At 66.6% G+C, this 12933-nt stretch carries 12 protein-coding genes and 1 tRNA gene; 11 read left to right on the top strand and 2 right to left on the bottom strand.

All coding sequences use genetic code 11. The features are described 5' to 3' along the window. Nucleotides 1–123 precede the first annotated feature (123 nt). The 7 genes from MKK63_RS11515 to MKK63_RS11485 all read left to right on the top strand — a co-directional run bounded on the left by MKK63_RS11515 (nt 124) and on the right by MKK63_RS11485 (nt 4822). A complete protein-coding gene (locus MKK63_RS11515) occupies nt 124–747 on the top strand; it encodes a DUF1134 domain-containing protein (protein WP_244001759.1) in 624 nt (207 codons plus the stop codon). A gap of 114 nt (nt 748–861) precedes the next feature. Next, the gene (locus MKK63_RS11510) at nt 862–1566 is read left to right on the top strand and encodes a hypothetical protein (protein WP_244001757.1); all 705 of its coding nucleotides are present in this window, start codon (nt 862–864) and stop codon (nt 1564–1566) included. Between the two features lie 134 nt (nt 1567–1700). After that, the gene (locus MKK63_RS11505) at nt 1701–2003 is read left to right on the top strand and encodes a 3',5'-cyclic-nucleotide phosphodiesterase (protein ID WP_244001755.1); all 303 of its coding nucleotides are present in this window, start codon (nt 1701–1703) and stop codon (nt 2001–2003) included. Between the two features lie 127 nt (nt 2004–2130). Next, on the top strand, nt 2131–2481 hold the full coding sequence (gene lptM / locus MKK63_RS11500) for an LPS translocon maturation chaperone LptM (protein ID WP_244001753.1): 351 nt from the start codon (nt 2131–2133) through the stop codon (nt 2479–2481). A 132-nt stretch (nt 2482–2613) separates the two neighbouring features. Continuing rightward, nucleotides 2614–3882: a diaminopimelate decarboxylase gene (gene lysA, locus MKK63_RS11495; protein ID WP_244001752.1), complete on the top strand. Its 1269-nt coding sequence runs from the start codon at nt 2614–2616 to the stop codon at nt 3880–3882. Next, nucleotides 3879–4718, top strand: a complete 840-nt coding sequence (locus MKK63_RS11490; RefSeq protein ID WP_244001749.1) for a glycosyltransferase family 2 protein — start codon at nt 3879–3881, stop codon at nt 4716–4718. Before lysA ends, MKK63_RS11490 begins: the two co-directional genes overlap by 4 nt. A 12-nt stretch (nt 4719–4730) precedes the next feature. Continuing rightward, nucleotides 4731–4822, top strand: a tRNA-Ser gene (locus tag MKK63_RS11485). Between the two features lie 193 nt (nt 4823–5015). Here MKK63_RS11485 and MKK63_RS11480 read toward each other — a convergent pair. Next, a complete protein-coding gene (locus tag MKK63_RS11480; RefSeq protein ID WP_244001861.1) occupies nt 5016–5864 on the bottom strand; it encodes a metal-dependent phosphohydrolase in 849 nt (282 codons plus the stop codon). A 155-nt stretch (nt 5865–6019) separates the two neighbouring features. On the opposite strand from MKK63_RS11480, the gene MKK63_RS11475 reads away from it, so the two are divergent. From MKK63_RS11475 to MKK63_RS11460, 4 genes are all read left to right on the top strand, one after another. Continuing rightward, complete coding sequence (locus tag MKK63_RS11475) at nt 6020–8224, top strand: ATP-dependent RecD-like DNA helicase (RefSeq protein ID WP_244001747.1); 2205 nt, start codon at nt 6020–6022, stop codon at nt 8222–8224. 153 nt (nt 8225–8377) lie between these two features. Beyond that, a complete protein-coding gene (locus MKK63_RS11470; RefSeq protein WP_244001745.1) occupies nt 8378–9037 on the top strand; it encodes a hypothetical protein in 660 nt (219 codons plus the stop codon). Between the two features lie 407 nt (nt 9038–9444). After that, nucleotides 9445–9891, top strand: a complete 447-nt coding sequence (locus MKK63_RS11465) for a hypothetical protein (protein ID WP_244001744.1) — start codon at nt 9445–9447, stop codon at nt 9889–9891. A 173-nt stretch (nt 9892–10064) separates the two neighbouring features. After that, nucleotides 10065–10961 carry a 3'-5' exonuclease gene (locus MKK63_RS11460; RefSeq protein WP_244001742.1) on the top strand — a complete coding sequence of 299 codons (897 nt, stop codon included), beginning with the start codon at nt 10065–10067 and terminating at the stop codon, nt 10959–10961. A gap of 49 nt (nt 10962–11010) precedes the next feature. On the opposite strand, the gene MKK63_RS11455 is transcribed toward MKK63_RS11460, so the two are convergent. Beyond that, the gene (locus tag MKK63_RS11455; RefSeq protein ID WP_244001740.1) at nt 11011–12747 is read right to left on the bottom strand and encodes a class I SAM-dependent methyltransferase; all 1737 of its coding nucleotides are present in this window, start codon (nt 12745–12747) and stop codon (nt 11011–11013) included. Nucleotides 12748–12933: the final 186 nt, after the last annotated feature.

Here is a 12933-nt window from a genome sequence, read left to right as displayed (position 1 = left end):
CCTGCGGGACCGCGGACCCGGGCGGATGCGTCTCCCGGGCCGCGGCCGGTGCCGGCCCGGCAGGACGAGAGCGGCACAGATCCATCGCACGAACCGTTAATCGAACCGGGCGAGGAGACAACGATGACGGCACGAGACGATCGCGGCCCCGACCGGCGCCGCTTGCTGCGCGCGGGCCTCGCCCTGGCGCTCGGTGCCCCCCTGGGCGCCTCCCTCGACATGCCCGGCACCGCCCTGGCGCGTGGCGAGGATGCCGACACCCCCGAGACATTCCGCCCCGGCGAGGTCGTGGAATCGGGCCACCGGTTCTTCGGATCGGTCTCCCGTGGCCTCGCGCTGACCGTCGAGGAGGCGGGCCGGCGCTGGGGCGAGCCGAACGGCTACATCCTCGGCCAGGAGGGCGGCGGCGCCGTTGTGGCGGGCGTCCGCTACGGCGAGGGCACGCTCTACACCCGCAATGCCGGCCAGCGGCGCATCTACTGGCAGGGGCCGTCGGTCGGCTTCGACGTGGGCGGCGACGGGGCGCGCACCATGATGCTCGTCTACAACCTGCCGAACGTGCGCGACTTGTACCGGCGCTTCGGCGGCGTCGACGGCTCGGCCTACCTCGTCGGCGGCTTCGGCATGACCGCGGTGGTCAACGACCGGATCATCGTGGTGCCGATCCGCAGCGGCGTGGGCGCACGGCTGGGGATCAATGTCGGCTATCTGAAGTTCACCCGGGAGCCGACTTGGAACCCGTTTTGATCCGAAACCCGTTTTGACGCTGCGGCGAGACGATTGGATTTCGCCCTTCGTATCAACCTGGGCTAGAGTGAAGACGGGCCGGGTCTTCCGGCCGGATGCGCGGGTTGTTCCCTCGTGATCGAAGCGGTGATGATCTTCGCGCTGGGCTTCCTGGCGGCGAGCCTGTGCGGCCTGCTGCTGCTGCCGGCCCTCAACGCCCGGGCCGCCCGGCTGGCCCGGCGGCGGGCCGAGGCGCGCCTGCCCCTGTCGCCAGCTGAGATCGCGGCCGAGCGCGATTTCCTGCGCGCCCAGTTCGCCGTCCAGCAGCGCCGCCTGGAGCGCAAGGCCGAGACCGCGGAGGCCAAGCGCCAGACCGAGATGGCGGCGCTCGGTGCCGGGACCATGCGGGTCGCCGCGCTCACGCGCGATGTCGCGGCCCGGGATTCCGAGATCGCCCAGGTCCAGGCCAAGACCCGGGAACTCGAGACCGAGCTCGTCCTCGCCCGCGACGACGGCACCGCGAGCCTCGCCACGCTCCAGGCCCTCGAAGACGCCCATGCCGACCTGCTCGACACGCTCCTGGGCCTGCGGCAGACCGCACGGCAGGCATCCGGTCCGGATGCCGAGTCAGCCGAGCGCGATGACCTGCGCGCGAGCCTCAAGGCGGCCGAAGAGGCCTTGGCGTTGACGCTCGCGGACCGCTCGGCCGACCGGCAGGCCGGCATCGAGCGCGAGAACGCGGATCTGCGCCGGCGGATCGTCGAAGTGGCCGACGCCGTGACGAGCCCGGGCCGCATGCCCCGGGCCGCCCATCCGGTTCCGCAGCCGGAACGGGTCTGACCGGGCTCCGACGCTCTCACCTGGCGGGTGGGCGCAAACCGGCGCCGGCTCGCCTTGTTTCGACCACGCAAAGGCCCCATCGCAACGCGGACGCCTTCTGCACATCTCCATTTCCCAAGATGGTACGGACACCCATGCGCCTGAAGCCAATCGTTCTCGCCGTCATGGCGGCCACTGCCCTGACGCTGCCGGCCTCGGCGCAGCAGACGAAGCGCGGCAACGAGACCCTGAAGAAGTACTGCACCGGCGACTACCTGACCTATTGCGGCAATCTGGCCCCCGACGATCCGGCCACCGATGCCTGCTTCCAGAAGAACTGGAAGAAGCTCAGCGAGAACTGCCGCCGGGCGATCGACGCCTACGAGGCCGAGCAGGGCCAGAGCACCCCGTCCAAGGGTCGGCAGGGCGCGCAGGACGGCAAGGACCGCCGCGGCTGAGGCGAGTCTCCCCGTCGCGGCCGCGACCTGTTGCGGCCGCGCGCTCGCGCCCGCGCCCCGCAACCGCTAAGCTCGGGCTCCCGCCGGCGCCCGCGCGCCGGTGCCGAGCCTGCCGGACCCGCGCGCGATGTTGTCGAACCCCGCCCTGAAGCTCCTTGCCGTGTCCGGCCTCGCCGCCCTGGCGCTCGCCGCCTGCGGACGGCGCGGCGCCCTGGAACCGCCCCAGACCACCGCCCCCGTGGGCTCCGCCGCGCAGGCGGGCGCGGACACGGTGAACGGCCGCCGGACCCTGCCGGTCTCGGTGGGCCTCGGCAGCGGCGCGCCTGAACCGGACCCGGCCTCGGTCCGCGCCGGGGACGAGCTGTCGACGGCGGCCGTGCCGCCGGGGGGCACCGAGGCTCCGGTCCAGACCAGCCGCGGTGCGCGGCGGGGCTACCGCGTCCCGAAGGAACCTTTTATTCTGGATCCGCTGCTGTAGAGGGCGGAGGCCGGGGCTCCGCGACGCGGCTGTGTGCTCCCGGTCATCCATCCCTCGGGCGCGCCCTGCGACCCGGACCGGATGTTTCACGGGAAACATTCCGTCCCCGGCGCCAGACGAGATACGGCCGAGATGCACCATTTCCACTACCGCGACGGCCGGCTCCACGCCGAGGACGTCGACCTGACGGATCTCGCCGCTGAGGTCGGCACCCCGTTCTACTGCTACAGCACCGCAACGCTGGAGCGGCATTACCGCGTCTTCGCCGAGGCCTTCGCGGGGGACGACGCCTTGGTCTGCTTCGCCATGAAGGCGAATTCCAATCAGGCGGTGCTGCGCACTCTGGCGGCCCAGGGCGCCGGGATGGACATTGTCTCGGGCGGCGAGCTGCACCGGGCGCTGGCGGCCGGGGTCGATCCCGGCAAGATCGTCTTCTCCGGCGTGGGCAAGACCCGCGGCGAGATGGAGGCCGCGCTCAACGCCGGCATCTTCTGCTTCAACGTCGAGAGCGAGCCCGAACTCGTGGCCCTGTCCGAGACCGCCACGGCTCTCGGGCTCACGGCACCGGTCTCGATCCGGGTGAATCCGGACGTCGATGCCGGCACCCACGCCAAGATCTCCACCGGCAAGTACGAGAACAAATTCGGCATCCCGATCACCCGGGCGCCGGCGGTCTACGCCGCTGCGGCCACATTGCCGGGCCTCGCGGTCCACGGCGTCGACATGCATATCGGCAGCCAGATCACCGATCTGGCCCCGTTCGCCGATGCGGCGCGGCTGCTGGCCGACCTCGCCCGGCAGCTCCTGGCGGCGGGCCATCCGCTGCGCCACATCGATTTCGGCGGCGGCCTCGGCATCCCCTACCGCGACGACAACGCCCCGCCCCCCGACCCGGCGGCGCTCGCCGCGACCCTCCGGCCGCATTTCGCGCCGCTCGGCCTGCGACCGGTCTTCGAGATCGGCCGGATGATCGCCGGCAATGCCGGGATCCTGGTGACCCGGGTGCTCTACGTGAAGCACAGCGAGGGACGCACCTTCGTGATCGTCGACGGGGCGATGAACGACCTGATCCGCCCGACCTTGTACGAGGCCTATCACGGCCTGCGCCCCGTGGCCGAGCCGGGGCCCGACACCCCGTGGCGCGTGGTCGACGTGGTCGGCCCGGTCTGCGAGAGCGGCGACTATCTCGCCCTCAACCGCGAGATGCCCGACGTGAAGGCCGGCGACCTGATCGCCGTGATGAGCGCGGGCGCCTACGGGGCGGTCCAGTCCTGCACCTACAACACGCGGCCCCTGGTGCCGGAGGTTCTGGTGCGGGGCGGCCAAGCCGCGACCGTGCGTCCGCGCCTCGACGTCGAGGCGCTCGTCGCCCTCGACCGGGTGCCGGACTGGCTGGCGTGAGCGGCATCCCGGAGGGCGCGGCGGCTGCCGGCCCCCTCCCCCTGTCGATCTTCGTCATCGCCCACAACGAGGCGGACCGGATCGGCGCCACGATCCGGGCGGTGCGCGCCCTGACCGACGACCTCGTGGTGGTCGATTCTGGTTCCACGGACGGCACGCAGGCATTGGCCGAATCGCTCGGCGCGCGGGTGATCCACAATCCGTGGCCGGGCTATGGGCCGCAGAAACGCTTCGCCGAGGAGCAGTGCCGCCATGTCTGGCTCCTGAACCTCGATGCCGACGAGGTAGTGCCGGGGATTCTCGCGCGGGAGATCCGCGCCTTGTTCGCGACTGGCGAGCCGACGAAGCCGGCATGGCGGATCGGCATCGCCGAGATCTTTCCGGGTGAGGCGCGCCCGCACCCGCTCGCCTACACGCTGACTCCGGTGCGGCTCTACCGGAAGGATCGCGGCCGCTACGCCGCCTCCCCGGTCCACGACCGGGTGGCGCTGGAACCGGGGGTGACGGCGGGACGCCTCAAGGGCGTGATCCACCATTTTTCGGTGCGCTCGCTCGGCGACCAGCTCGACAAGCTCAACCGCTACTCGGACCAGCAGGCGGACGACCTGGAGGCCCGGGGGGTGGTGATTCCGAGCTGGCGGGTGTTCGTCGAGCTGCCGGGCAATTTCCTGAAGGCCTATCTCGGCCGCCGGCATTTCGTGCGGGGCACCTACGGCTTCCTGACGGCGATGAACTACGCGATCTCACGGCATCTGCGCATCGCCAAGCACGTCGAGCGCCGCCGCGTGGCGACAGCCCGCCGGGATCGGGTTGACCCGCCCGGCCCGACCTTCTAGATCCAAGGCGCCGGAGACGTGGCCGAGCGGCTGAAGGCACTCGTTTGCTAAATGAGCATACCCAGAAATGGGTATCGAGGGTTCGAATCCCTCCGTCTCCGCCACTTGCGTGGCCTAAGTTACTGCTATATCTCTCAAAATTGGAACGGCTGAAGTAGCCAGCCCACGTTGCGCCCCACATTTCAAAACGGCTTGCACTGGATTTTATCGGACGATGTAACCTCGCGTGCGCGAGGGCGAAACTCGATGGTCGCTATCATCGCCAACGCCGATATCGTCGAGAATCACTCCGATAGCTCAACCGGAGTGAGGACCCATTCGGCGACGGTCATGCTCGATGGCGAACACATGACTGTAGAGGTTGGCCACCCAGCTCCGCCCCTCGACCGTTAGATCGAGAAAGCGGATTGCGTCCCCGATGACCGGCTCGATCTTGCCCCAGAAAAACGCCGGGTACCGCTCCGCGAGGTCAGCCGAGTTGGCATAGCCAAGCTGGCGGTCGAAGCCGACTTCGGCGAACTCGTGGAACAGCGCGTTCAGTTTGCGGGGGTAGAGCGGATCGCCGAGTTGTCCGATCAGGTCGGCCGCACGCATCAGGCCGGCTTCGGTCCCGGTTTCCCGGTGCTCGCCGTCCGCGGGCACGGGGAAGCGGGTCAGCTCGATGGCGCGCATCACCCGCTGCGCATCTACGAGATCATGCGTGCCAAAGCGCTCCTGCACCGCCAGCTTCGAGCGCTCGATGTGATAGGGCGCCAGCGCTGCGTCGGATGCCCCACGAGGCAGACCGATAGTGGTGCCCTGGGCGTCGATGACGAAGGCGTTTGCCCGGTCGCCTGAGCAGACCCCGCGCACGTAGCCGATGTCGTGGTACAGGGCCGCCAGGATCATGTGCAGCCAATCCTCTGGTGTGATGCCCTTGTCGAGGAACCGGCCGCGCAGGATGTCCTGAGCCACGAGGGTGACGAGGGCGGTATGGTCGCCATCGTGGTAGAGCGCGTCGCTGCCGACGATGCGCTCGATGGTCAGACGTGCGGACGCCTCGATCACCTCGGCAAAACGTGGCTCGCGACTGCCGAAAGTGCGCTGGTAGGTGAGCGCGAGGTGCTCGCCGAGCGCGTTGGCCAGCATCTTCGTCACATCGAACATAGCTGGTGCCTCGCAGACTGAATGCACGCCGACACTGCCCGCTGTGTCGATCAGCACCATGACATCATGTGAGCAGCGGCCCATACTGTGGAAACGGCTCGTACAGTATCGAGGCGTCGATCTCCGAGGCAGGCCCGTAGGATCTTATAGCCGCCGTGGCTGCGCGCGCATTCCCCGGCTCGGCCGGTCCAGAGATCGAGGCGCTGGCCGGTACCATCGAGCGCGTCACCTTCCACAGCCCTGAGACCGGCTTCTGCGTGCTCAAGGTCCAGGCGCGGGGTAAGCGCGATCTCGTGCCGGTGATCGGCCATGCCCCCGCCATCGCGGCCGGCGAGTGGATCACCGCCACTGGCATCTGGCACACAGATCGCCAGCACGGCGTGCAGTTCAAGGCCGACACCCTCAAGGTCACACCACCCACCGGGGTCGAGGGCATCGAGAAGTACCTCGCGTCGGGGCACATGCGCGGCATCGGCCCCGCCATGGCCAAGCGCATCGTCGCGGCCTTCGGGGAATGTACCTTCGAGATCATCGAGGCTGAGCCGCAGCGCCTGCCCGAGGTCGCCGGTATCGGTCCGAAGCGCGCTGCCCGCATCATCGCCGGCTGGGCCGAGCAGAAGGCCGTGCGCGAAATCATGCTGTTCCTACACGCCCACGGTGTCGGAACGGCTCGGGCGGTGCGGATCTTCAAGACCTACGGTCACGACGCCATCGTGGTCATGACCGAGGATCCGTATCGGCTGGCCAAGGACATCCGCGGCATCGGCTTCAAGACCGCCGACGCCATTGCGATGAAGCTCGGGCTGACCCCGGAGGCACCGCAGCGGCTGCGGGCGGGCATCTCGTTTGCCCTTCAGACCGCGACCGACGGCGGCCACTGTGCGCTACCCGTGGCGGAGCTGATCAAGCTCGCGGGCGAACTGCTCGGCGTCGAGGCGACGCTGATCCGCTCGGCGCTGCTCGACGTGCTGAACACCGGTGAGGTCGTGCAGGACATCCTCGGCGATAAAGCGTGCATCTTCCTGGCCGGGCTGCACGCCGCCGAGCGAATGATTGCCGAGCGGTTGCTTCGCCGAACGAAAGGCACGCCGCCCTGGCCCGAGATTGACCTCGCCCGCGCGCTGCCCTGGGTCCAAGAGAAGACCGGCAAGGCACTGTCACCTTCGCAGAGTGAGGCCGTCCGCCGTGTGCTCGGCGCCAAGCTCGCGGTGATCACCGGCGGTCCGGGTGTGGGTAAAACTTCGACGCTCGACACGATCCTGCGCATCCTGCGGGCGAAGGGCCTGCAGGTGATGCTCGCTGCCCCGACCGGCCGGGCGGCCAAGCGTATGACTGAGCAGACGGGGCTTGAGGCCAAGACGATCCACCGCCTGCTGGAGATCGACCCGAAGCACGGCGGTTTCTCGCGCAACGAGGACAACCCGCTCGCCTGCGACCTGCTAGTGATCGATGAGACCTCAATGGTCGATGTGCCGCTGATGAACGCCCTGACCAAGGCGATTCCCGAACACGCGGCGCTGCTCCTGGTTGGGGACGTTGACCAGCTGCCCTCCGTGGGACCTGGGCAGGTCTTGGCGGACGTCATCGCTTCGGGGGCTATTCCGGTCGCGCGGCTGACTGAGGTGTTTCGGCAGGCGGCCGAGAGCCGGATCGTGGTGAACGCACACCGGATCAACGCCGGAAAAATGCCCGAACCAGCCGCACGGGGCGCGGACAGCGATTTCCACCTGATCGAGATCGACGAGCCCGAGCCCGCGGTGGCGACGCTGATCCAGGTGGTTACGAAGCGTATCCCGGCCCGCTTCGGCCTCGATCCGGTGCGCGACATCCAGGTGCTTACCCCGATGCAGCGCGGCGTGCTCGGCGCGCGCAACCTCAACCATGAGCTACAGGCGGTGCTGAACCCGAACCCCTCCGTCTCGGTGGAGCGGTTCGGCTGGCGCTTCTCACCTGGGGACCGGGTGATGGAGAGCCAAAACGATTACGAACGGGAGGTGTTCAACGGTGATCTCGGCACGGTGGCACGCATTGATGAGGAGGAGGGTGCGGTGATCGTCGATTTCGAGGGGCGGGAGGTGACCTACCCCTATGGCGAGCTCGACACGCTGGTACCGGCCTACGCAACAACCATCCACAAATCGCAGGGCTCGGAGTACCCGGCGGTGGTGATCCCGCTCGCCATGCAGCATTGGACCATGCTGGCGAGGAACCTCCTGTACACGGGGGTGACCCGCGGCAAGCGACTCGTCGTGCTGCTCGCACAACGCAAGGCGCTCGGGATCGCGGTCCGCGGCGGCAACATGCGGCCGCGCTGGACCAAGCTTCGGGAATGGCTCAGTGCAACAGCACAGCCTCTGTAGCGGCTGTCACGAATGACCAAGGGCATCGCCGCCGAGTTGCGCAAAAAGCGTTAGGGGTAAGTTCGCTCCAGAGGCACAACTCGTTAGGGGACGTCGTCGATGGTGAGGCCGCCGCACCCTGATCGTGTTCGGACCAGTGCCCTGGACTTCTGGTTGGCCCGGAGCGCCATCGCCTGCGTGGCTGGCCTCCAGTTGCTCGTTGTGAACGACTTCTCGCTCGGACCCCGCTGGCTCGCCCCGACGCTCGAACTCGCGCTGCTGGTGCCTCTCTCGGCCGCCACGGCCTGGAACCAAAGTCGGGCGTGGCGCGCCACGACAGACGCACATTGGGCCGAGGTGCAACGCCATCATCGCCTGATCCGCAGGATGGCACTTTTCATGACGGCGCTGGTCACCGTGGCGAACACCGCTGCCCTTGCGGCCCTGGTCCGCACCCTCCTGAAAGGCCAGGCATCAGGCGGCTCAACCTTGCTCGTGGATGCCCTCAATATCTGGGGCACCAATATCGTCATTTTCGCCCTGTGGTTCTGGACGACAGATCGCGGCGGCGCGGCCCTGCGTGGCCATCCAAGTGCGCGGGATCCTGATTTTCTGTTCCCACAAATGACACTTCCACAGCAGTCCGCGGCGGAGCCGTTCGTGCCGGGTTTCATGGACTACCTGTTTCTGGCCTTCACCAACGCCACCGCCTTCTCGCCCACCGATACGCTGCCGCTGACACCGCGCGCGAAATTGCTGATGATGGCTGAGGCGTTGATCTCTCTGCTCACTGTGGCCCTAGTGGCCGCCCGCGCCGTCAACATCCTGGCGTGATCAGGCAGCAGACTTGGAAGGCCTGCTAGGTGCAGGCGGCCAGCCGCACGCCACCGCTTCAGGATCGGCGCGCGCGCCCGAGGTAGCGCAGCCGCCGATGGGAGGCGGTCGAGCTTCTCGTGAGCCTGAACCCAGCGCGAGGCTGGAAACCAATCCCAAAGGTCGCCGCACGGCCACGCTGACCACGGCAGCCCATAATCGATATTTGGACGGATTGAGGTGCAGCGGCGCGACTGACCAGACGCAAGTGAGCGGCGTGCCGTTCTCTGCAGCTCGCGATACATCTTTAACTCGCTCTTTAATACCGTAAGCGAGCATTAACGCTGATCGGGCATCGTTGTGAGTCTGATTGATCAGCCATTCGGACCAAAGGGGTCCGCCCAGTTGAGACGGGAAACAACCAGTCTATGCCTCGCCTGCTCGAACTGCTGCGTTGGAGATTTCAGGTTCTTTTTGCCTGGAAGCCAACCCGTGCTCAGGTTCTGCCCCTGATCCTGGGAGTTTACGCCCTAGCGGGATGGGGAGCCTACGCGAATAAGGCTTCAGCCAACCGCGATCTCGCAACTCAGGTCACCCTCCTTCAGACGGAGCTAAACGAGCTGGTAGGCCGCCAGAAAAAGTTGGAGCAGGCAAACACCGACCTCGTTCGTGAGTGGCAAGGCAAACTCGCCTCTGCTCGTGAGGAACTCGGCCAAGCGCTTGCGGCCCGCGACACAGCGAAGAGTCAGCTTGCCGGTTCACAGCTTAAGCTTAGCGCCTCGAAGAAGCGCCTCGATCAGGCTCGTGATCGAGTAACTGAAACAGGCAGCATCAAAGCCGCCGAGCCCTCGAAGAAGGCCACGAGTAAGCCATAGAGCAGCCTGATGGGTCAGCCTCCGGCGTGATGAACTCAGACACGCGCCGTTTCCATGGGGACTGAACCTCTGGATAGCTGGTTGCGAAGCCCTGATCGTGCCCTTCTGCCGCGATGCATCGCTGCCTCCGAGGGCAGATCAACGGTGAGCCTCAGGACCAGGACACGAAAGCGGTGACGCAAGCCCTCGATAGCATTGCAAGCGTGCTAGATGGTACGGGTGAGTACCGGGTGCTGCGGCGTCTCGGACCGTTCGTCGATTGCGTTGATCCACCGAACGAGCCGACTTTCATCGGTCTGATCCTCGACACAGAGACTACGGGCGTCGATCACGCGCGCGATGAGGTGATCGAGCTTGGCATCATCAAATTCGAGTACGGCGCGAGCGGTCGCGTCTACCGCGTGATCGAGACGCTCAATCAGCTCCATCAACCGCGCAAACCGATCCCGTCCGAGATAACGCGCCTTACTGGCATCACGGATGCCGACGTGGCTGGTCAGCGGATCGATGACGCGGCCGTACATGCATTGGCAGCCGACGCGGCGGTGGTGATCGCTCACAATGCACGCTTCGACCGCGAGATGTGCGAAAGCCGCTGGCCGATCTTCACCGAGAAGAATTGGGCGTGCTCGTGCCATCAGGTGCCGTGGCGTGATGAGGGCCATGAGGGCATGAAGCTCGGCTACCTGCTGATTGACTACGGCTTCTTCCATAATGGGCATCGAGCCATCGACGACTGCCATGCCCTCCTGGCACTCCTGGCGGCTCCACTGAGGACCTCCGGTCGCCTTGCCCTGTCGTGCCTCCTCGAAATTGCACGCAAGCCGACCGTGCGCATCTGGGCCGCAGGTTCACCAATCTCCACAAAGGACGCGCTGAAGGCTCGAAGCTATCGCTGGAGCGGTCAGCGGCGGTGTTGGTACATCGATGTCGAGGAGGACCGGTTCGAGATTGAGCGGACCTTCCTCAGTCAAGAAATCTTCCGGCGCGAGGTCCTGGACCTTCCCGCCGACCGGATCACTGCGCGAGATCGGTTCTCTTCGAGGACGAATCCAGAAGTAATGAGATAATTACTCAAGCTATCCCGGAACAATATTACGTGTGTCGAACTTCGATCAATCACAGAAGCGGTGCGGTTCGACCTGTCCACTCCGGCGGCTGCTGATCCTGACTAACACGCAGGCGGCGCCATTCCAGTCCGGAGAACGCGGCTTCGTACGAGGAGTCCGCTTCAATCGGTAACGCTGCCTGCGCCTCGGCCCAGAATCGTGCGGTCAGCGCCGGGTCGGCATCCCAAGCCGCACGCCACCACGTCAGGATCGGCTCGCGCGCTCGCGCAAGCGCTGCCGCCGAGGGTAGCCGGTCACGTTTCTCGTGCTGGTTGACCCGGCGCGAGGCTGGAAACAGGTTCCATAGGTCACCACACGGCCACGCCGACCACGGCAGCCCATGGTCGATATCGAGCGTCTCGAGGCGCAGCGGTGCGCCCGACCAAACACAAATCAGTGGTGCGCCGGACCCCGCGAGCCTTGCCGCGGCAAAGCGCGCTAGAGCAGTGTCGCGCGTTGGATCCTGCCAAACGAGGTGCGCCTCGACCTCGCCCGGCGAACAAGCCCGGCCCATGCGCACGGCATAGCCTCGAATCAGCCGCGCCCATTCTGAAACGAGCACGGGCTCGACCCAGGCGCCAAGCCGCAGAAGGGTGCGCCACAGCGGCCCTGGCACCGACAGGTAGCCCCAGGCCGAGAGGACATCCGGCGTGAGCGTCACAGCGCCGGACACCCGCACTGTTCGGCCCGCCCCCTCGAAAACGGGCGCACCTCCGTTCGGGTAGGTCGTATAGCGGGCCGGCATAGTGAGGATGGTCCGTCGCGCTTCGCCAAGCGCCGCAACGAGTGCGTCCGCCCGTGGGCCTGTAAATCGCGTCCCAATGCGTAGGTCACCCGCTACCACCGCGAGCGACAGCAGCGCACGGAAGCCAGCCTTGGCAAAGCCGAGGCCTTCAGGACCAGCGTTGCGGGGTCCTTGTGGGAGACCTTCGGCAACAAGCGGCAGATAGGCGCGCAGCCAGTTAAGGGCCACAGCGCCCATTGGAATAAGCACGCGGTCAGTTCCGTCCGCCGCTGGCTTTGCGAGCGAAGAGGCGGTGTCGGCGATCTTCGCGACCGCGCGCAACAACCCGAGCTTGTAGGTCGAGGACTTATCGTCGTTGAGCACGATACCGCGAACCAGCGACAGGCCGAGACTGCCATCGTCGGGTAGGCGGAGCACCACAGTGGTCCAGGCTACGTCGGACCGGCCGAGGCCGTCGGCTTCATCGAGAACCCGCAAAACAGCGAGGCCATGCTCACGTGCGAGAGCCTCGATCTCCCCGAGCGTGGTCGGGTACATTGCGCGTTCTGGCTCGCTTGAGCCATGGCGCAGGGTCAGGACGAGGACGCCACCGGGCTTGAGCAGCGTGGTCAGCTTGCGAAAGGCGCGCGGGCGTTCGGGCGGCGGCATGTGCATCCACACGGCCGAGAGGAGCACGAGGTCGTAGTTCAAGCCGAGGCGATGGACCGCGGCAAGCGCTGGCAAGCGATAATCGATCCAGCGCAGACCAGGATGGCGCCGAACGCCTTCAGCTCGCATCCCGGCTGCGGGTTCCACAGCCACCACCTCATAGCCCTGACCGGCCAACCACGCTGCATCGCGGCCCGAGCCGGCGCCGACGTCAAGGGCGACGAGTCCGGCACCGGCAGGCATAAGGTCGCCGACAGGTGCCCATAGCGCCTCAGCGGAGAGGCTTTCGTAGCGTACCGCAAGGGCAGCCGCGTCTCGGTCATAGCTCGTGATGGTTCTGTCAGAGACGTTCATGCTTCACGACGAACAGACACGTGTTGCGCACACGTTCTTCAACATTGCCGATTGCACGCAAGTCACTGGACCAAACAGAATGGCTAGCGAAAATGCGAGGTCCTCCATCGAAGACCCGATTGTGTATAACCGTTACCCAAATGCCGAATTGGCCTAGAATTTTCAGCGAAAGCATCAGGCAGGGCA

Source organism: Methylobacterium sp. J-088, from assembly GCF_022829295.1.
Classification (GTDB): Bacteria; Pseudomonadota; Alphaproteobacteria; order Rhizobiales; family Beijerinckiaceae; genus Methylobacterium.
Note: the sequence above shows the minus strand (reverse complement) of the source record. Positions and strands in the feature narration are given on the sequence as shown.

What these genes read in the sequence shown, in the direction of transcription:
- MKK63_RS11515 (WP_244001759.1), top strand. Translation starts at nt 124, where the DNA reads ATGACGGCACGAGACGATCGCGGCCCCGACCGGCGCCGCTTGCTGCGC.
- MKK63_RS11505 (WP_244001755.1), top strand. Translation starts at nt 1,701, where the DNA reads ATGCGCCTGAAGCCAATCGTTCTCGCCGTCATGGCGGCCACTGCCCTG.
- lptM (WP_244001753.1), top strand. Translation starts at nt 2,131, where the DNA reads ATGTTGTCGAACCCCGCCCTGAAGCTCCTTGCCGTGTCCGGCCTCGCC.
- lysA (WP_244001752.1), top strand. Translation starts at nt 2,614, where the DNA reads ATGCACCATTTCCACTACCGCGACGGCCGGCTCCACGCCGAGGACGTC.
- MKK63_RS11480 (WP_244001861.1), bottom strand. Translation starts at nt 5,864, where the DNA reads ATGTTCGATGTGACGAAGATGCTGGCCAACGCGCTCGGCGAGCACCTC.
- MKK63_RS11465 (WP_244001744.1), top strand. Translation starts at nt 9,445, where the DNA reads ATGCCTCGCCTGCTCGAACTGCTGCGTTGGAGATTTCAGGTTCTTTTT.
- MKK63_RS11455 (WP_244001740.1), bottom strand. Translation starts at nt 12,747, where the DNA reads ATGAACGTCTCTGACAGAACCATCACGAGCTATGACCGAGACGCGGCT.